Origin of the sequence: Rheinheimera muenzenbergensis, from assembly GCF_036984005.1 — a bacterium.
Classification (GTDB): Bacteria; Pseudomonadota; Gammaproteobacteria; order Enterobacterales; family Alteromonadaceae; genus Alishewanella; species Alishewanella muenzenbergensis.
On the sequence record NZ_JALAAR010000018.1, the window covers coordinates 12,621 to 32,936 of the forward strand.

Consider the following 20,316-nt stretch of genomic DNA (forward strand, 5'->3'; position numbering starts at 1 on the left):
CGATTCCTATTGTATAAATTGTTTTATCAACCGCATATGAAATCTTGCAGCTGTTCTATCCCATGGGGTAAAGCGCTTTAACTTCAACAGTGGTGTGTCAGCGTTTGAAACGCCCCAATTAGTTACCACAGCGCTGTTAAAACCAATCTGATTTACCAGCGCCACTGTTGTATCGTCGAAATCGACACCCTCTACACCGTTAGGATAGGCGAAATGTAGTACTGGCTTATCTAACCAGCTTTCAAGCTGATGCTTGGACTCGCTGATTTCCTGCCGCTGTTGTTCGGTCGGTAGTACTTTTAAAATAGGGTGATTAACAGTATGAGCGCCAATGGTAATACCGTATTTTGCCAGCTGTTGTATTTGCGCCGGAGTCATCATTAATGCAGCTTGCTCCCGGATGCTGTTTTGCCGATAAAACTGGTCAATTTTCTGCAATCGCTCTGCAATTGGCAGGTACTTTAAGTTTTTTAACCACTGCTGCGCCTGATTACGCCGGTTTTGCCAGTCGCCAAGTTGCAGCAATTCACCATCAAGCTGTAATTGCTGCCGTTCCGGCTCTGCAAACAGGTGGATTAGCCGGTCATTCCACATGTTAGTGCCATCACTGAAGCCTGTTGCCACATACACTGTGGCCGGTATGCCATATTTGGCAAGGATTGGTTGTGCTACGGTAAGGTTATTTGCGTAACCATCATCAAAGGTAACGCACACTGCATTGGCCGGTAAACTGCCTGTTTGTAAATGCGTAAGTGCCTGATCAAGTGACAATGGCGTAAAATACCGGCTAAGAAGCTGCATTTGCCAGTCAAATACCGCTGCGGTTGGTTCACTTGGGCGCATAGGGTCGGGGCTGGCCAGTACCTGATGATAGATCAGAATACTGAGTTTATTGCTTCCCAGCATCTTACCTGCCAGTTGCAGGCTGTTATGCAGCAGAGCGCTAAGCATTCGCTGCTCCATGCTGTTGCAGCCAAAGTTCCAGTACTACCAGTATCCATACCAGTTCGCCGTAATAGCCGGCATGGCCTTTTTCAAAGGTATGTATTGCCTGATCAATAAACGACGCTTGCAAAATATTACGCTGTTTAAATTGCTGCAGAGCATTAAGCGCGATACGTTGTAAATCGGGCCGCTGTTTCATCCAGACACCAAAGGGTAAACCAAAGCCGTGCTTACTTTTGCTAAGGGTGGCATCAGGTAAAAAGCCGCGAAAGCTGTTTTTATAAAAATCGCGTAGCTTTTGTCCGGGTACTTTTATATCGGCAGCGACAGTGCAGCTAAAATCAACTAACTCCTTTTCTATCAGCGGAAAGCGTACTTCAACGCCTGCCAGCTGGCACATTTGGCGAACCTTAACAAAGTCGTTATCGGCCAGAGTGAACTTCCAGTCCAGATACATCATTTTATCGACCGCGTCATCAGAGACACAGGCGTTATAGCGTGCGCGCTTTTGTGCTGCAGGCAGCTCTGGATCAATCTGCGACAGTAAATCTGAGCTGAACATCTGGGTTAAATTGAAACAGTTGACGAAGTTGTAGCTGTCTAACCGGTCCGGCAGAGGCACCTTAGCCTGCCGCACATAGCTGCTACCTTTTTTTAGCAGCGGGACCTTGTCTGCCAGATGGTTATCTAAACTCAGGCTCAGTAACTTTTGTAACGGGCCGGGCAGGGCAGCAAAACGCTGAAATACTTTTTGTTTTACGTAGCGCTCATTACCGGCAAATATTTCATCACCGCCATCACCGGCTAGCATTACTTTAACACCATCTGTTTTAGCGGCCTGGGCACAAATATAGGCCGCCATAGCTGACGAGTTTCCAAACGGCTCATTAAAATAGCCGGCTACTTTGGTAAAGTGGCTGGCAATTTCATCGGGTTGCAAATAATGAACTTTATGCTCGGTTTTAAAATGCTTGGCGGTAATTAATGCATACTCGGTTTCGTCATAACCTTTGGCTTCAAAGCCAATAGAATAGGTTTTTGCATTTAGGCCATGCTGTTGCTGATGTTTAGCCAGCATGCCTGCGACAGTCGAACTATCCAGACCGCCACTTAGAAACGCGGCGCAATCTTCTGCCATATTGCGCCGCACTGCGTCAGAAATCAGCGTATGACAGCGTTGCATCAATTGTTCAGAACTGTCGTTTGACGGCGTAAATGCCGGTGCATAGTAATTCTGCTGCCTGAGCGATTCGCTGCGGGTTATGCTAGCCAGTACGCCGGGTTCAAGCTTGCTAATGCCCTGATAAATGCTGATGGGAGAGGGGATGCAGTGATAAAACACATAATTAAACAGTGCCTGGGGGTTGAGGTCAGCGCCGCTGGCAAGGTTTGGCAACAGATGCATACTATCGCTGATTGATAAGACGCCGTCATCGCGCTGGTCAATATAGCAAGGAATGCTGCCAACATGGTCGTTTATGATGCTTACATTGCCGGTTAATTTTTCGACAAAAAGCAACAAAAAAAATCCGGCAATCTGGCTTGGTAATTTTTCTAGATCATCTCTGTGCGAGTGTAGTAGTTCGTTTAATGTATCTAAATCCGAGTAATCTTTATTATAAAGTCTTAATCGGTCAACTATGATAATGAAGTCATGCGCAGACTCTTGAAGTTTAACAGGCTGGATAAAACTCAAGCTCAGATTTAATACATTTATCTTACTAAGTTTTATACTATTGATGCCGTTATTGGTCTCTGTGTCACATCGCCAGTTCATTAGGTAATCCTTACGCTATGAATGAGTTTAAAGCTGTAATATCAGGTTATGAAGTTTCTCAGCTTGATATTGGCGTGAAAACTTAACAATCTGCTCTAACGGCAGTGCCTGGTAACAGTTGTTGTCAATACTATAAACAAGCTTGATTATTGATTCTAAAATCATTTCGCTGTTGTTTAAAGGTGCAATCTCAGCCATGTTGCTTTGCTTTATTAAATCAGCCGTGTCGCCTTCTGCATCCGTTAGCGCAAGAATTGGCTTTTGAACTCTTATATACTCGTATGCTTTTGCCGGGGTTTGGTAATTGCAGCTGCTGGCTTGCAGTAATAATAATGCATCAGCTGACAACATTTCGTTGATTGCCTCAACATAATTTAATGATGGTTGCAATGAAACAATGTCTTGTATATTGCATTCTTTAATCATGGGTATAAATAGATGATCATGTCCGGAACCCCGCAATACGATGTGCAGTCGTGATGCTATCTCTGGCTTCTCACTTTTTAATTTTGAAATCGCAATAAATAAATGCTTTGGGTTTCTATCTAAAGGGTAAATAGTACCGCTGTGAACCAAACATATATCTTTCGCATTTTTATGCGTTTCGTTAGCTTGAGCCTGAGAGAAAAGCTTTTCGTCATAACCGTTAGGGAATAATTGCCAAACTGAAGAGGGTACATCTGGATATCTTTCTTTATACAGAGCAACCGCGCCTGGGCTGGTGAGAATAATATGTTTACAATGCTTTATTAACTTTCGTTCTATCCAGGAAAATATCTTTTTGTTTGCTTTGCTCTCTGGATATTCTTTTTGCAGCATGGGATCGCGTAAGTCAGCAATCCATGTGGTGCCGGTGATTTTATGCAGTAAATAACCAATGATGTGAGCGGAGGCTATAGGGTAGGTGCTAATTATAACATCTTGTTTTTGTTTAAGTATTATTTTTAGCCCGCTAAAAAAAGCACCAAAAATCCAACTTTGCCATCTATCGGGCAGCGCTAAAAAACCAAAATATCTTTTTCTTATAGAAAAATGGCGGGCAGAATCTCTGGCAAAAGCGTGAACCACTTTGACACTGGACGGTACTAAATTCTCGTTCTTGTCATCGTAATGTTGATAAGCTTTTTTGTCTGCTGTAAGCACAGTAACATGCTCACCATTTTCAGCAAAATAGCGGCTAAACGCCAAGCTACGATGCACTCCGCTGCTAATTTGAATCGGCGGAAAATGGAATGCGATATACAAAATGTGTTTTGACACAAACGCTCCCTGTTTGCTTGCAAATGTCTATATTAGAACTGTTTATTTAGTGGGTTGCAAGACCTGAGCACCCAGTGCAAAAAAAATGCCTTTAAACACTGTGGTATCGAAGCCTGTCACTCGCTATACTGCTTTTCAAAGCGTTTTTGGACAAGGATAGTGCAACGATGGTTCGATGGATAATTTTGCTATTTTTCTTCGCGTCATGTCATGTAGCGGCTTTTGAGTTTAGCGTGACGGAGAGTGAGTTTAATTCCTGGGATAAGCGCTGCAAAACGGCGTATGCAGGCAGTATTGTCGGTCGTAATTCACGCTTTTTTAGAGACATGACTCCTCAGCAAAGTGCGGAAGCACGAAAGTTTGGCGAAGCGGCGGGCGGTGCCTGGCATTATTGTGCCGGGTTAATTTTGCTGCAACGTGCGGCTTCAACTATTGGTAATGAACGTAACTCGAATTTGCAAAGTGCTTTGTTAGAAATTCGATTTACCTATAACAAGATTAAGCCAGAACACCCTTGGTATGCCGAAGTTCATATAGATTATGCAAAAGCACTGATTACTTCCGGTGATAAACGTGATGGTTTTGCAGTGTTAAACCGACTAATTCAAACGCTGCCTGATAACTCCTTGCCATATACTGCGTTAGCATTCTACTTACGTCGAGAAAACAAGCTTGAACAGGCGATTGAATGTTTGCAAAGCGCACCTGAATTGCTGAAAAATGATTCTGCTGAATTAAACTATTTTTTAGGTTGGTATTCAATGGAAGCCGGAAATATTGGCGGCGCAGTTGATTATGCCAAAAGAGCTTATGCTCTGAATTATCCCGTTCAAGCGCTCAGGCAAAGACTTGCACAGCAAGGGCATAATTTGTAAGGTTTGATTATAACCTTGCTGCATGTGTTTTTACATATATTGTTGATGTGCTGAAATCTTGATATGTAACGTCTATTGTTAGAGGGCTGTATGTTTGATATAAATATTGTACATCGTCTTCCATTTTTTTTTGATGCAAACCTGCTGCTTGAAGATCTGGCAAAAGCAGAAAATCATCAGATGTATACACATCCACTAAAATATCATGATGGTAATTGGAAAACGCTTAATTTGATTTATGCTGGTGGGCGTGTGAATTATGATCACTCAGGTGATCTGGGTTATGGCGATGAACCGGCAATACCTACCATAGTGCTGAACGAGTGCGCTTATTTCCAAAAAGTGCTGGATTCGTTTAAAGCGCCTATTCTTATGGCGCGTTTAAGTGCTTTACCTCCAGGCAGTAAAGTATTGCCTCACTATGATCCGGTGGAGTCAGCTGATTTTGGCTATTTGCGCATACACATTCCAATAAGAACCGATAAAAATGTGAAGTTTAGACTTGGTTTTGTCCGACGAAAATGGCAGCAAGGTGAGTGCTGGTATGGCGATTTCACTTTTCCACATTCAGTAATGAATGACAGTGACATTAGCCGGGTTCATCTAATTGTAGATCTGCAATTAAATGATTGGGCTAAAGCACTATTACCAAAAGATTTTGAAGAGAACAGGCAGTTGAGAGAAAGGTTTAGAAAAATCCATAAAAATATTCTCTGGTATAAAAATAGAATTAAAGGACTGATCTCAAAGTAGAAAATTAATTTTCTATTTACAGCAGCTCCAGCGTTTGCAGAATTTGCCTGACACGCATATCCCAGGTGTTTTGCCGGGCTACAGCCTGACGCGATGCTACCTGCTCAGGGGCGGGCAGAGCGTTTATATGCTGCTCAATTGCGCTTTGCCATTCATCAACACTGTTTGCCAACGTTAATACCGATGCAAACGGAACTACCGCATCCAGTGGTGCGCTAAGTACCGGCTTACCTGCAGCAAGATACTCGTGCAACTTAAGGGGATAACCTGAGATTGCCCAGGTGCTGCCGTCTGCTTTATAAATCATGATGTTAATATCGGCATGTTGCATATAGGCGGCAATTGTCTTTACCGGCTTTGCGCCGAGAAAATGCACATTGTGCAGTGCACTAAGCGCAGTAACAGTAGCGTTGCTATCCAGCTTACCAACAGCACCAATTAGTACAAAGTGCACAGATGGCAGCCGTGTGGCCAGCTCAAGCAATAACTCCAGGTCAACTTTACGGTTTATCGAGCCGGTATAAGCAACACGTGGCTGTGGGATCGCTTTGAGATCATCGGGTTCTGCCTGAGCCTGGGAGAACAGTTCGTAGTCAACGCCATTGGGCAGAAACACGATGTCTTGCCTGCCGGATAACGCAGCAAGGCGCTGTTGGATCCGTTGTGAGGAGGCAAAAACCACATCAGCTTTAGTAAGCAGTGCCAATTCTTTATCTGCCAGCGATGTGTAATCACCTTGCATGGAGAAATCATCGTAGGCGTGATAAACCAGCTTGTGGTGGGCAATATGCTCGATATAGTCAGCATACTCTGGGTGAAACAGGTATAAGCAGCTGTGCGCCTTACTGCCAGCTGCAACGGCGCGGGCAAACTGTTTACATACTGCCTGATCGATCAGCGGCACTTTGGGCAGGCGCAGCATCAGCTTAGATGGCGTAACTAAGCTAACGTTGTCAGCATGCTTGTACTGTGAAAACAGCGGCGCTTGCGCAAATGCAGTACTGCTTCGTTGCCAGAAATATAAAGGCCCAGTTGAGTATGTTACCTGGTGCGTTAACCCTATGCGGCTGAACAGGTGTTGTCGGTTCATCCAGGGGCCATGCCAGTCGTTAGGGGCTAATACGATAAAATGCATGGTTAGCCGCGCTTCAGGGCTGATTTCAGGCTATGTAACAGCCGGTATAGCACTGGATTTTGCTCGGCAAAATTCTCCTTCCAACGTTGCCGTGCCGATTTAGCGTGACGTTGAAACAGGGTGGCATCATATTTACGCGCCTGTTGCTCTGCACCACGCACAGCATCGGCAGATTGGAGCCTGACCTGAGTAAGCCGCTGCGCCAGTTCGGCACTGTTGTGTTGCCAGTTAAAGTGCTGCTCGGCATATTGCCGCGCTTGCCTGGCGTACTGAGGCATGCTGCTGGCGTTATCAACATAGCTTTGCATGGCCGCTGCCAGTGCTGCGATGTTAACTTCGCATTGTGGCCAGTAATAGCCATCCCAGCGCGCCCAGAGCTTATCTATCGCCACTGTGCGGCCGTTGATATCGGCGGAAACAAACTCGTTCATCGGGCCATAATCCGGCACGATAACCGGTAAGCCGGCTGAAGCGGCCTCAAGGATTGTCAGGCCAATACCATCCAGCCTTGACGGGTAAACATACACATCGCCCTTAGTGTACAAACCGGGGGCGGCTACCGTGCCTTCGTGAATAAACAGCTGTTGTTTGGCCAGTAGCTCATCAATGTTGTCAGTTAGCTGTGGAAATGCCGTTTTAAGGGGCACCTGGCTGTGCAAATATAGCTTTGCATCACCGGTTAATAACGCAAAGGCTTGCAGCAGCAAATCGGTGCCCTTGCGATATGGGCTCATGCCGGCAGAGTGAAAAAACGTCACACCGCCAGGCTCGGCGTTTGGCTCGGCTTTGGGCTGATACAGCGATGTATCTGTACCCCAGGGGATAAATAAACACTGCGGATGCCAGGCAAAGACGCTGCGATGCTTAAGTGTATTGCAAATTAAAAAGTCATACAGCGCAAACATATCGACAGTTTGTTCTGTGTAGTAATCGATGTAGGCGCCGGTTTTTATCTTCAGCTCACGGCATAACATAACCGGTGCCCAGATTTTTTGTTCGTTAAAAATAACCAGCTCAATGTTGTTGCTGACTAACCAGCGCTGAAAATCTTCCAGGTTAATGTCAGTAAAGGCAAAGGTAGCGGGCTTTTTGGCCCAGGTAACGTAGTCCAGGTCCCAGTTTGCATCGCCAATAGCGAATTTTTCACCGCCACGGGCATAAATAAATACATCGTGCTCGCTTGCCAGCACATCCCGAAATTGTCTGGACACGTAAGCCGCGCCGCGTTCGAACCAGGTGGTTACAATGCCAATCTTCATTGCTGTCAGCCTTAAATTACCAGTTAAATCCAAGTTTTCGTCTGATCCAGGCTTTTAGCGAGCCGGGCAGCAGCTTATTAAATACCGGGGCTATTGCCACAGCGACGCGCCGGGTCGCCGGGGCGAGCACTAAACTGCGGTACCAATAAGCTGTCAGCGCAACTTTTCTTACAGCAGAGAACGGGGTTTGGCGTGCCAGGCTAAGGTTTATTGCATCACTAAAGCAACCGGCATTTTGTGCTATGGCTTGTTGCAGCAAGTGCTGCTGTGTGGCTGCAGGCGGATGTTGCAGCAGATGCAAAATTTCCTCTGCTGATGCTGACAAAGGCAGCACGTTTTGGCCGTAGCCTACACTGGCTAATACACTGCTCAGTTTAGGATCATAAGACAGCGCCACACAGGGCACTCCGGCCAGAATCGCCAGCAGGTTAGCATGTAAACGCATAGAAATAAGGCCGTGCAAAGCGCTGATAGTGCCAAGTGTTGCGGCAATATTTTGCTCCGTCGACAATTGGATCTTGTCACCGAACTGCTGTTTAAGACTGTGGTACAGCGCGATGTCACTTTTTTCATACGGCATAAAAACGACCGCATACTCATTGTCAATTAACTGCTGTGTCAGGCGTAGCAGCGTGGATTGCTCAAGGCCTGGCCAATGACGGTAACAGAGCCCAACAACTTTTTGCCGGGCTGTGTCGGCCGGCTGCTGCCCTTGTAAAAAAATGCTGTCGTAACCCTGTTTTATCGTGTCGGGCTGTGGCGCCAGGTGTTGTTGTATATATTCAACCGAGTAGCTGTCACGGCAATAGAGTACGTCGTTGGCGTGCAAAAACAGGTTGCTGAGTTTGACACCTTGCGCAGATTTTATCGGGCCGGCGCCGATACCAAATGACATTACCGGTTTATTCATTACTTTGGCGACAGAGGCAATAAAAGCACAGTGCTGGATCAGCTTGGTGCTGTGGGCATCCTGCAATAAGCCACCGCCAACAAACACAATAATATCTGCCTGGCGGATCGCTCGGACAAGATTTAGCAGGCCTTTAGTGTTAAGCGGTTGCCCCGGATAATAGGCTTCAACGTAGTTATAGCTGTTACCGATATAGGTCTGGCTTAATGCCGGTTGGCCAGAGGCTATTGTAATGTTGCTGCTGTAGTGCCGGCTGATATGTGCTGCTACTGCGGCGGTAAGAGTTTCATCACCTACATTGATACCGCCGACATAGCCGGCTAACAAAAAGTGTTTAGGCTGAGCCACTGTCGCTCCGCTTTGTTGTTTAGTCATCCCTGGAAATCCTTTGGCGAACGCCGGGCAATTATTCTGGCCTTTAACGTGTGAAGCAGTTGTAGCCAAAATTCATTTTTCGTGATGTAGCCTAAGTATAATGCAGCCATGGCGACATAACAGAAAACGCCGGTAGCGACTTTGGCCAGCAACAGTACTGCAACGGAGTGTACTTGCTGTTGCTGTAAAACGTAGCCCAGCAGTTTAATTGCCAGGGTCATGATGACAGCGGCAATTATTGGAAAAGCAAACAGCATCACAACCTGGCGCAGCGTGAATTTTAACAGCAGGCTGCAGGTCCAGAAACTGATGGGCAAGGTTATCAGGGATACCGCCAGCACAGTGCCAGCGGCACCCAGTGCACCGTAGTGCGATACGGCGTACAACAGCAATGGCACGATTACAATTAAGCGCGACAGCGAAATATAAGTACTGATATGGGGTTTACCTAAGGCGACGAATACGTTGCCCATATTTTGCACGGCGCAGCGGCTTAAGCCATAAAACGCTAAGATCGACACCATCGGCACTATGTTAAGCCATTTATCACCCAAGAAAAGCGCAACCGCTTCGTGTGCTACAGCATAAAAGCCAAAGCAAATTGGCGCAGCAAAAAACAACACTACGGCAGTAATTTTCAAAAACATGTCTCGTAGTGCATTAATGTCTGACTTAACCAGCGAGTAGCCGGGAAAGATCGCGCGGCTAAGCGGAAATACCAGTTCTGTGGTGGGTAAATTAGAGATTTCATAACTTACGCTGTAATAGCCCAGTTCTGTGGTATTTGCTCTGTTGCCGATAATCAGATCGGTAACTTTATGATTAAGAAAAATCAGTAAGTTATTAAGCAGCAGCCATTTAGAAAAGCGAAATAACTCTGCCGCCTGACTTAGGCCGAAAGCGGGGCGGTAAGAATGCATTGCATAACTTAACAATACGCGCGCTATAGCATTACTAAACATGCCGATAACCAGCGCCCAGTAGTTTTGCCAGTAAAACGCCGCGGCTAGGGTGACGGTGAAAGACAGTAACTTGGCAATGACTTCCAGATTAAACTCTTTTTTCAGGTCAAGATTTTTGCGGTACAGCACAAAGCCGATATTTTCTGCGCTTTTAATCAGCGGAATAAAAGCAACGGCCTGCACCACCAGCGTTAAGCGGGGATCGTTAAAAAAAGCACTGATCCAGGGGCTGGCAATAAACAGCAATATTGCCAGCAACAAACCTGATAGGAGCTTGCAGGTCCAGGCGCTGTTTAAGGTGTCATCGGTCACATTATCTTTTTGGATAATGTTGATATCAAAACTGAAGCTGGTGAATATTTCAAAAAAAGCCACCATCGCCATACAGGCAGCCATAATGCCGAAATCGGCCGGGAACAGCAGCCGGGCCAGAATAATAGTGCTGATAAAACCCAGGCCTTTAATACTAAGCCGGGTGAGCACAGACCAGGCTGCGCCAATTGCAATCTTTTTGCCTAGGCCCGGGGTTGCGTTACTCAAAACTGGCTCCGTGTTTTTGCCACAGCTGTTGCCGGGCGCAGCAGCTGCATCGCCACCACTATGGCTAACACCGCATAGAGTAAATCAAAATAGGCCAGGCTGACGTTGGCGCCGGTAATGCCGTAACCAATAATAGATAAATTAAGCGCGCTGCTTAAATGGTACAACCACAGGTGCTCGGGTTGGTTTCGGCAAAGCTTATTGGTACGAAGATTACTGAAATAAGTGCTGCCCAACATAGCCAGGAAGATTATCAAGCCGACAAAGCCATGATCCCCCAAAACCTGAAAATAGATGTTGTGTGCGGCTTTGGGCCGCAGTTCTGGCGGGATAGCTGGTGTTTGTATCGGGCCAAAATCAGCGGTATATGGGGCATAGTTGCTCCAGACAATCGGATTAGTAACCGCACGAAAACCGCCACCGGTTAAAGGGTGGTCCAGCGCTATCATGCTCGAGATTTTCCAGGCCCACAAACGACCGATAAAAGAGCTATCTTCAGTGGCTGCTGTGGCAACGGTGGTTTGCCGCTCACGCCAGTCTTCCGGCGCCTTTTGGTACAAAATGGGTACCATAAGAAATGCCAGCAGCGCCAGAGGGATTTTGTACTTGGAGCGCCACCAGAAAGCGACCGCCAAAATTGCCAGGCCAATAAAGCCGCCACGCGAATAAGTACCGATAACGGCTATTACATTCAGTGCCGCAAGGCCAAGCAGGCCTAAGCGGATAAGTTTATGCTTAGCGGTAAAATATAAATACGCGATTAACGGCAGTGACATGTTAATTGCAACGGCAAAATCGTTGCGGTCCTGAATAACGCCGGCGCGTCCGACTACTTCATGCCCACCGCCCGACAGTAGGAACTTTAACCCTTCCATACCGGCATAAGAGGAGACGGACAACACAATACACCAAATAAAGGTGTCTATTTGGTAGCGTTTTTTCAGCAGCAGTATTGCAAAGAAGAACAGCATTACCACTTTTATAAAATCAACGAAGTAACCCCATATTTTTGCGGTTTCGTAGGTGATGTGAGTCAGCGACGACAAAAATGTCCAGAAACAAAATAACAGCACCAGCCAGCCAATTTTACTTAAATGGGCCGACTTGTTTTTTTCTGCCACGACGTAGGCAATAAAGGTGATCAAGACAATGCTCAGGTTTAAGCGCAAATGAGTTGAAAAACCAAAAGCCCATAAGGTGGGAGCCGTAAGTGCAATCCATATCCAGGCGCAGACGCCGATAAACGGGCGTTTAAAGGTGAAGTACACCACGACAAAAAAGAAAATAACCAGTAATAAATCGCGCATTATTATTCTTCCTGCTTAGTTGCCCAGTAAAACAGCACAACTAAGGCGCTAATATCAAATAACAAATACAAACTATCTAACATAGCGCTTGCCCTCTGCTAAGCCACCGTTGCCGTGTTGCTGCACTAGGGTATCAAAAGTTTGTTTTAATAAAACTATCGACTGATCCCAGCTCAGTGTACTGGCATAGGCGCTGACATCGTCGCGCGCCGGCATATTTTGCTGCAAAGTTACCAAAGCGCTGAGCAAGGCATCGGCAGAAAAATCTGTACTCAGTACTCCGGCATGCGGATGAGCAACCACTTCCGGTGTGCCGCCGGCTGGGGTTGCCACAACCGGACAACCGCATGCCATGGCTTCTAACAATACATTGGCCCAGCCTTCGCTGCTTGAAGCCAGCACCAGACAGTCGGCTGCGTTGTAGTGCTGATGTAACTGCTGCTGAGATTGGTAACCAAGAAAATGCACGCGCTGCGACAGGCCAAGTTGTTTTACCTGGGCTTGCAATTGTGGCAGCAGCGGCCCCTCGCCGGCGATAAACAGCTGCGCGTCTGGAAGCTGAGTTAACAGCGCTATGGTTTTGTCATGGCCTTTGAGTGCGACAAGATTGCCCACCGATAACAAACAAAAATGCTTATATCCGAGCTCAGATCTTAACTGCTCACGCTCGGGCAACGGATAATACAAAGCGGTATCTACACCGTTTCTTATGGTAATACTTTGCTTTACTGCCGGTTGCAGCTGATGTATTTGCGTTGTCAGGGCCTGACAGACGCCTATGGCGACATCGACCTTAGCCAGGGCCCGGCGTATCAGCGCCCGTGGCCAGGTGTAGCGGGGCAGCAGGTTAATATCGCTACCGCGCGCAGTGGCGGTGATCGGCAGCCCCAGTTCTTGTGCCAGCCAGACTGCGGCGACGGCATCGGGGTAAATATAATGTGCATCGACAATGTCAAACCGTCTGCCTTGTTTGACTAACGCCATGACTTGTTTTTTCAGGCTGCGATACAAGGTCCAGGGATTGCTGTACATGCCTAAACCAGGCAAAGCCAGGTAGGCCGGATGATAAATACTGATACCATGCCTGCTTTGTTGTTGTTCTATCGCACTACATTGTGGATATTTAGCCGGGAAGACCGTTGAAAACGGAAACCACGGAATCGGGGCTAACACGGTAATATTGCACTGCGGGTAGGCTTGCTTCAGTTTACGTAAGCGGGTTTCGACAAAAATACCATGTCGGGGTTGCAGGTTATTGGGGTACAGCGTGCTGACAGTAAGGATATTCATACCGCTTTGCCTGTCAGGCGTCCATAAACAGTGTGGTACCGGCCTACTGAAACTGCCCAGTTACGCTGGGTGTTGATGTAATGATAGGCGTTTTCGGCTATGTCGTGATCACGTTCGCGTTGGGTTAGCGCTCGGATAGCCTGCTCAGCCAGATCTTCAATATTATCGCGCTGAAATAACCAGCCGTTTTTACCATGCTCTATCAGTTCCAGATGCCCACCTACGTCAGAGGCCAGCAGGGTCTTGCCCTGCGCCATGGCTTCAAGTGGCTTAAGTGGCGTGACCAATTCGGTCAGCCGCATGGCTTTGCGCGGATATACCAATAAGTCGATAAGGCTGTAGTACTGCATAACCTGATGGTGCGGCACCCGGCCAGGCATTAGCACTGCATCATCCAGCTTAAGCTGGCTGATTAACTGCTTTAACTGTTCTTGCTGCGGCCCACCGCCTACCAGCAATACCATGGCAGAGGGTATTTTTGCCCGGATCAATGGTAGGGCGCGTAGCAATAAATCTAACCCTTCGTAAGCATAGAATGAGCCGATAAAGCCCAGTACCGGCTTATTTTTTAACTGGTATGTCAGTTCAAGTTCAGTGTTTCTGCTGGTAATAGGTTGAAACTGTGTCGGATCGACAGCATTGGGGATCTCAGTGATTTTGCTGTCATCGATACCGCGGGCGATTAAATCCTGCTTTAACCCCTGACAAATGGTGGTTACTGCATCGGCATGCCTGGCGACGTAAGTTTCGAGCGCTCTGGTCAGGTTGTAACGCCAGCCGAATTCTTTACTGGTACCGTGGTCAACAGCGGCGTCTTCCCAGAAGGCACGGATTTCATAAACCACGGGTAACCTGGCTTTGCGCGCTGCCCATAGCGCGGCCAGACCATTCAGCGCCGGGGAGTGGGCATGCAAAATGTCAGGTTTTTCCTGCTGAATGACGTCGGTCAGACGCCGTTGTAGCGCCAGTACGACAGCAAGCTCTTTTAGCAGTGGCAAACGCCAGAACCAACTGTCATAGGCTTGTGTGCGATAAAAAGTCAGCTGCTCGACCGTTTCAACCGGTTGTACACATTCTCCGTGTTTTGGGCTGGTGACATGGCAGGTAACATATCCCATTTGGCGCTGCTGCTGTAATATTGCGCGCGAGCGGAACGTATAGCCACTGTGTAACGGCAGAGAATGGTCAAATATATGTAAGATTTTCACGATGGGCTCCGCTGTAAAAATGCAGCAAACATCAACAAGCTCCAAAGTGCCGCACTGTTATCTTTTCGACCGCTGCAGTGGTCTGAGACCAGACGTTTTAATTCAGCTGCATTAAAATAACCACTATTAAGCATGGTGTCTGACAGCACCTTATCAGTAAGCTGCTGTTTTAAAGGACCTCGAAACCATTGGGTGAGTGGAACTGCAAAGCCCATTTTTTGCCGGTACAGAACGTCATGTGGTAAATGCGGCTCGAGCGCTTTTTTTAATCCCAGTTTGCCTACGCCGTGCTGTAAATTGGCTTCAGATTCAGCAGTAAAAGCCCATTCAACAAATTTATGATCTAAAAACGGTACCCGCACTTCCAGTGAGTGTGCCATAGATGCACGATCTACCTTGGTGAGGATATCGCCGACCAAATAAGTTTTCATATCCAGATATTGGGTTATTTTTAACGGATCAAGCTCTGCTGCTTTGGCGGCGTGACGGCGAAATACCTCAATTGAATTGTAACCTTTGAGCTTACGTTTGAACTCGTCTGAATACAGCGCGCTGCGCTGATCATCCCGCAAAATGGCGATAGAGTTGTGATAACCGGCAACGGTGTCTAACGCCAGAGACTGAAAGGTGGTTTTGGCGCGTAAAAAGCGCGGTGCCCAGTCGAGCTTAGGATAGAGCTTACCCAACACACCAAATAAAGGTTTGCGCAATGCCAGCGGCAACATATTGCGCAGGCGCTGCTCGTGCATATGCAATTTGTAGCGGCGGTAACCGGCAAAGAGTTCATCTGCACCGTCGCCACTTAGCGCTACGGTAACGCTACGCCTGGCCATTTCGCACACGCGGTACGTTGGTATCGCTGAGCTGTCGGCATAAGGTTCGTCATATAAATCGGCCAGTTTATCGAGCAAATCGAAGTCATTTTCACCGACGATGTTTTCCTGATGGGCGGTGTTGTAGCGCGCAGCGACCTGGCGGGCAAATTCTGTTTCATTGTATTTGGGGTTATCAAAACCGATTGAGCAGGTATTTACCGGCTCAGACTGCAGGCCGGCCATCATGGCGACAACCGCGCTGGAGTCGACGCCGCCAGACAGAAAAGCCCCCAGCGGCACTTCTGCTACCAGCCTGATTTTGACCGCTTCACGTAAGCGGTCAATTAACTGTTGTTGTAAGGCGTCACTGCTGAGCGCGGTGTCCCATTGTGTTGGCAGATCCCAGTATTGTTCTGGCTCGGGTAAGCGGGCGCTGCCATGTTTAAGCAATAATGTATGGCCAGGGCTGAGTTTATAGCTGTGCTGATAAATAGTATGAGGTTCAGGCACATAGCCAAAGGTAAAGTAGTCTTCAATGGCACTGTGACGCAGATTATGCTTAAAGTCAGGATGATGGCGCAGCACTTTTAGCTCTGAACCGAATATAAAGTCGCCGTTATCCAGCAATGAGTAAAACAGCGGTTTAATACCCAGCCTGTCTCGGGCAAGAAACAAACACTGTTGCGTCTTATCCCAAATAGCAAAGGCGAACATGCCGCGTAAATGCTGCACGCAGGCCGGTCCCCATTCCAGCCAGGCGTTTAGAATGGTTTCGGTATCACCATGGGTATTAAACTGATGGCCAAGAGCGCTGAGCTCGGCGCGTAGTTCGGCAAAGTTATAAATTTCGCCGTTAAAAACAATGCAGGCCTGGGCATTGGTACTTTGCATCGGTTGTGGACTGCCAGCAATATCGATAATGGACAGGCGCCGGTGTGCCAGGCCAATAGTTGGCTGGTAAAAGTAGTCACCGGCATCCGGGCCGCGGTGCCACTGGCTATCGTTCATCCGTGATAAAATGCTGTGCTCAGGCGTCGACTGCTCTGTGAGCTGATAAATACCGGCAATACCACACATAGTTAAATTTGCTTCCTTGTCATTTCGTATAACGTCCTGTAACGCTCTACCATCCTAGCGATACTAAAGTGCTGCTGGCAATGCTTTTTTACTAACTGGCTATCGCCGCAGCGCGCTTGCTCTGAGCTGACGTAGCGCAACATTGCTGTGGCCAGTGCCGCAACGTCGTCTGATGCTACCAGGTTAGTTTGGTGCAGCGACTCTGGCAATAACTCAGGATTACCGCCTACGTTTGTTGCGATAACCGGGATGCCGGCGGCCATTGCTTCGAGAATAGTGTTGGAAATACCTTCAGCTAACGACGGCAACACAAATACATCCAGGCACGCCATCAATTGCGCGACATCAGTACGGTTGCCCGCAAAAACAATGCGGTTGTGTAGCTGATGCTGCTTTGCTAATTGCTCCAGCTCAGCCTTGCAAGGGCCATCGCCAACCAACAACAATTTGCACTGTTGCATAAGCTCAGGTTGCTGATGGCATAATAGGGCAAAAGCATTGATCAATAATGCCTGGTTTTTAATCTTGGCCAGCCGGCCAACAGTACCGATGATAAGCGGGGAGGGCGTTGCGACCAAGCCTAAGCTATCCAGCGCTTGGGCTTGTGCCTGGCCGAATTTCTCTGTGTCTACGCCATTGCAAATGCGCAGCAGTTTTGAGCCGGGCACGCCGACCTTATGTATCAGGTAGTGCTCGGATTCCGCCGACAGGCAGATAAACCGGTGCACAAAACGGTGTAACAGGCGCCGCAATATCTGGTATTTTTTACTGCTGCCACCAATATCGTAACTGTCCCAGCCGTGTTCACCATGCAGTCGCAGCGGTACCTTGCGTAACCAGCCAATCAGCTGCAACTCCAGCGTAGCCAGATTCCGGCTATGCAAAACATCGGGTTTAAGTTTTTTCAGTAAAGTATTCAGCCGTGGCAAAATTGCCCAATCATGGCCTTCACGTTTATTCAGACAGTAAAAATGCACATTATCTGTCTGGATCCGGGCAGCAAATTCAGGCTGATGACCGGTCAGGGTAATAATACTGTGTGTAAATTCACCTTCCGGTAAATGATTGATCAAATTTACCACGCCGTTTTCCAGCCCGCCGGTGCCAAAATGCCAGATCAGATGGGTGACATGCACCGGCTTTTTGATGGTCATAATGCTGGCGTACCAGTGTTGATTACAGGCTGTGCCGAAAGTTTTGCCGCCGCCCGCTGCAATTGCCGTTGCATGTCGTCGGTTAACGGGCCCTGGGCTGATACCGCAAAAATACTGGCCGGGCCGGATTTACCCGACAACAAATGCCAGGCCTGATAAAACTTCACCTGCGCCAGGCTACTGGTTTTAATCTGGCCGATTTGGTACCAGTACAACACTGAACGGTATTGCTGCGCCTGATTTTTTAGCTGTAACATGGTGATGCCGTTGTTCGATTGCCGGTCTGTCATAAACCAGACATCAATATTAAACAACCTGTTGTTCCAGCTGACTAATTTGCCTGGTTTTTGGTTGTTGGCGTAAACGGCGACAAAATACTCAGTGTTGGTTTCGTCTGATTGATGGCCCAGTTGCAGGCTGTCAACAAAGGTGATCCCCCAGTCTGACTTGTCAGGTACTACGCTGTTTTCTATCGGCAGTGCTAGTGTTGCCGGCTGCAATGGCGGCTTAACGCTTGGCAGGCTCTGTTGGTACAGCATGGTTGCCAGCAATGCTATGGCTAACATCGGTAATGCCAGCGCATGTTGTTGCTGGTACAGTGGTTTGACTAAGGTGGCGGGGTGCAACTCGGTATTGCTGTCGGCGAAACGGCTTCCGAGCCAAAAGCCAGCCATCAGCACAGCGCCAAAAAACAACCAGCCGTACAGAAAGTGATCGGCACCAAAACCATAAGCCATATTAGTTTTTTCACCAATATAGACCAACATAAAGGCGCGTCCGCCATTGGCGAGGATCGACACCACCACCATCGCTAACACAAACAACAGTTGTTTTACCAGTTTGTTGTAGGTCAGATACGCATACAACACTGAAATAGCAATAGAGGCGATGAGAAAACGCAAGCCGGAGCAGGCCTCAGCTACTTCAAACAGCCCAACCGGCGTCGCCAGGTACAGCCCCTCGCGAAATACCGGAACAGCTGCCAGTTGCAACAAAAACACGGTCAGGTCGGCAGTAAAATACTGCAATAGCGGCGACAGTTCATCACCAAATGGCAGTAGAAATATCAGGTAGCCAATAGCAAAACAATGCAGTTTTGCATTTTGATTGCCAAGTGCCAGCCACAGCAGAGCCTGCAACGACAATACGGCAGCAATGTGCATAAGCAAGGCTATGCCGCTGGCAAAACCTGCCAGATATAACAATTGCAGCAGACACAGCAGCAACAAGGGCCAGCCAAAACCCTTTTTGTTATTGTCTGCAGCTCTTGGCACAGTGCTGGATTTTCGCCGGCTGAATAGCCAAATACTAATTGGTATGATCAGATAACAATGGTTGTACGTTGCAGAGCTGCGCCATACCCGTTCCATATCCAGCCAGGTTTGTGCATATAGCAACACGTAGCTGATCAGCGCTACGGTCAGCATCGATAAATAAGCGATAAGCTGCTTTGGCTTTTGCATCATGCCGCCTCAGGCTGAATAAAATTGTTCAGCTTAGTCAGGGTATATTGCCAGCTAAAATGCTGCATGATCCATTGCCGGTTGCTGCCGTGTTGCCCGGTCTCGGCCAACATAGCTAAAGCAAGCTGAATAAAAGCTTCGGCACCCTCTGCAACCTGAGTCGCTGCGGTCAACGGGGCATTAATACCTTCCATTGCCATTGGCGTGCAGAGGATAGCTTTATTCATCGCCATCGCTTCGAGCACCTTATTTTGTATACCCCGGGCAATTAACATTGGCGCGACGGCAAACAGGGCCGATTTCAGATAGGGCCTGACATCGGCAACCCGGCCGGTAACAACAACACCAGCTAACTGAGACAAAGCTTTAACGTCCGGATGCGGATTGCCGCCAACGATCAAAAATTGTAATGTCGGATACTGCTGCCGTAAGGCTGGCCATACCTGCTGACAAAACCAGCGTACGGCATCAACATTAGCCCAGTAATCCATGGCGCCGGTAAACACCAGATACTGTGCCGGCAAGTATATTTCTGCTTCAGGCAGCAACACTGTAGGGTCAAAAAATTCTGTATCTACGCCATTACTCAGACTCGATACCTTATGTTGTATGGAGGCGGGCAATAAAGCGCGAAAGGCGGTCGCTTCATCTTCTGACACAAACAAGCTGCGGTCAAACTGATGGCAGATGTCTATTTCATAGCGTTGCAGCAACCTGGCTTCGCGTTGGTAAAACCAGCGCTTAATTCCACTGCTGCGCTGTGCATATTGTTGCCACTTGTCTGAGTCTATATCGACAAAATCAATGACTTTAGTCGTTAATTTGGGCTGCTGCTCTACATACTGTGCCATAGCTGAGCTGTAAACCAGTACCTGGTTAATACCGTGTTCTGTCACCGTTTTATTGACCCAGCGCTGTACGTCGCTGCTGTAATAGTAAGGTAGGGTAACGGCTTTATTGGTTAAAAATGCCGTTAAGCCACGTAGCATGGCGGGCTTTTTATGCAATCTTATGCAGCAAACATCTGCGCACCACTGCTGTAGTTCAGGCAGATACTGCTCGTCGTAAGGATCGTCAATAAAGCAGGCCAGATAAATGCTGTAGTGCTGACTGAGGTTTTTTAGCAGATGAAACGAGCGTATTTTATCGCCTTTATTTGGCGGATAAGGGATACGGTGCACTAACATAAGCAAGGGTGGTTTGATCATCGC

General features: G+C 47.7%; 16 protein-coding genes. 2 read left to right on the plus strand and 14 right to left on the minus strand.

What is annotated here, in order from left to right; all coding sequences use genetic code 11:
* Nucleotides 1-6: 6 nt before the first annotated feature.
* The 3 genes from MN202_RS17200 to MN202_RS17210 all read right to left on the minus strand — a co-directional run bounded on the left by MN202_RS17200 (nucleotide 7) and on the right by MN202_RS17210 (nucleotide 3,982).
* The gene (locus MN202_RS17200) at nucleotides 7-951 is read right to left on the minus strand and encodes a polysaccharide deacetylase family protein (protein WP_335737377.1); all 945 of its coding nucleotides are present in this window, start codon (nucleotides 949-951) and stop codon (nucleotides 7-9) included.
* On the minus strand, nucleotides 944-2,467 hold the full coding sequence (locus MN202_RS17205; RefSeq protein WP_335737378.1) for an asparagine synthetase B family protein: 1,524 nt from the start codon (nucleotides 2,465-2,467) through the stop codon (nucleotides 944-946). The genes MN202_RS17200 and MN202_RS17205 overlap by 8 nt, the downstream gene beginning before the upstream one ends.
* A 282-nt stretch (nucleotides 2,468-2,749) precedes the next feature.
* Entirely contained in the window at nucleotides 2,750-3,982 is a 1,233-nt protein-coding gene (locus MN202_RS17210; protein ID WP_335737379.1) for a glycosyltransferase, read from the minus strand.
* Between the two features lie 167 nt (nucleotides 3,983-4,149).
* Between MN202_RS17210 and MN202_RS17215 the strand changes: the two genes are divergently transcribed.
* Nucleotides 4,150-4,857 (plus strand): tetratricopeptide repeat protein, encoded by a 708-nt coding sequence (locus MN202_RS17215; protein ID WP_335737380.1) that lies wholly within the window; start codon nucleotides 4,150-4,152, stop codon nucleotides 4,855-4,857.
* A 90-nt stretch (nucleotides 4,858-4,947) separates the two neighbouring features.
* A complete protein-coding gene (locus MN202_RS17220; RefSeq protein WP_335737381.1) occupies nucleotides 4,948-5,610 on the plus strand; it encodes an aspartyl/asparaginyl beta-hydroxylase domain-containing protein in 663 nt (220 codons plus the stop codon).
* Nucleotides 5,611-5,626: 16 nt separating this feature from the next.
* On the opposite strand, the gene MN202_RS17225 is transcribed toward MN202_RS17220, so the two are convergent.
* The 11 genes from MN202_RS17225 to MN202_RS17275 all read right to left on the minus strand — a co-directional run bounded on the left by MN202_RS17225 (nucleotide 5,627) and on the right by MN202_RS17275 (nucleotide 20,313).
* Complete coding sequence (locus MN202_RS17225) at nucleotides 5,627-6,745, minus strand: glycosyltransferase (protein ID WP_335737382.1); 1,119 nt, start codon at nucleotides 6,743-6,745, stop codon at nucleotides 5,627-5,629.
* A 2-nt stretch (nucleotides 6,746-6,747) separates the two neighbouring features.
* Nucleotides 6,748-8,004, minus strand: coding sequence for a glycosyltransferase family 4 protein (locus MN202_RS17230; protein ID WP_335737383.1), 1,257 nt, complete (start codon nucleotides 8,002-8,004; stop codon nucleotides 6,748-6,750).
* Between the two features lie 16 nt (nucleotides 8,005-8,020).
* On the minus strand, nucleotides 8,021-9,289 hold the full coding sequence (locus tag MN202_RS17235) for a polysaccharide pyruvyl transferase family protein (RefSeq protein WP_335737384.1): 1,269 nt from the start codon (nucleotides 9,287-9,289) through the stop codon (nucleotides 8,021-8,023).
* On the minus strand, nucleotides 9,286-10,791 hold the full coding sequence (locus MN202_RS17240) for a lipopolysaccharide biosynthesis protein (RefSeq protein ID WP_335737385.1): 1,506 nt from the start codon (nucleotides 10,789-10,791) through the stop codon (nucleotides 9,286-9,288). Before MN202_RS17240 ends, MN202_RS17235 begins: the two co-directional genes overlap by 4 nt.
* The gene (locus MN202_RS17245) at nucleotides 10,788-12,098 is read right to left on the minus strand and encodes a putative O-glycosylation ligase, exosortase A system-associated (protein ID WP_335737386.1); all 1,311 of its coding nucleotides are present in this window, start codon (nucleotides 12,096-12,098) and stop codon (nucleotides 10,788-10,790) included. Before MN202_RS17245 ends, MN202_RS17240 begins: the two co-directional genes overlap by 4 nt.
* Before the next feature lie 72 nt (nucleotides 12,099-12,170).
* Nucleotides 12,171-13,388, minus strand: coding sequence for a glycosyltransferase family 4 protein (locus tag MN202_RS17250; RefSeq protein WP_335737387.1), 1,218 nt, complete (start codon nucleotides 13,386-13,388; stop codon nucleotides 12,171-12,173).
* Nucleotides 13,385-14,596, minus strand: a complete 1,212-nt coding sequence (locus MN202_RS17255; RefSeq protein WP_335737388.1) for a TIGR04063 family PEP-CTERM/XrtA system glycosyltransferase — start codon at nucleotides 14,594-14,596, stop codon at nucleotides 13,385-13,387. The genes MN202_RS17250 and MN202_RS17255 overlap by 4 nt, the downstream gene beginning before the upstream one ends.
* Nucleotides 14,593-16,488: an XrtA/PEP-CTERM system amidotransferase gene (locus MN202_RS17260; RefSeq protein WP_335737389.1), complete on the minus strand. Its 1,896-nt coding sequence runs from the start codon at nucleotides 16,486-16,488 to the stop codon at nucleotides 14,593-14,595. Before MN202_RS17260 ends, MN202_RS17255 begins: the two co-directional genes overlap by 4 nt.
* Nucleotides 16,489-16,490: 2 nt before the next feature.
* On the minus strand, nucleotides 16,491-17,642 hold the full coding sequence (locus MN202_RS17265) for a TIGR03088 family PEP-CTERM/XrtA system glycosyltransferase (RefSeq protein ID WP_335737390.1): 1,152 nt from the start codon (nucleotides 17,640-17,642) through the stop codon (nucleotides 16,491-16,493).
* Complete coding sequence (gene xrtA, locus MN202_RS17270) at nucleotides 17,639-19,108, minus strand: exosortase A (protein ID WP_335737391.1); 1,470 nt, start codon at nucleotides 19,106-19,108, stop codon at nucleotides 17,639-17,641. Before xrtA ends, MN202_RS17265 begins: the two co-directional genes overlap by 4 nt.
* Nucleotides 19,105-20,313 carry a TIGR03087 family PEP-CTERM/XrtA system glycosyltransferase gene (locus tag MN202_RS17275; protein ID WP_335737392.1) on the minus strand — a complete coding sequence of 403 codons (1,209 nt, stop codon included), beginning with the start codon at nucleotides 20,311-20,313 and terminating at the stop codon, nucleotides 19,105-19,107. The genes xrtA and MN202_RS17275 overlap by 4 nt, the downstream gene beginning before the upstream one ends.
* Nucleotides 20,314-20,316 lie beyond the last annotated feature (3 nt).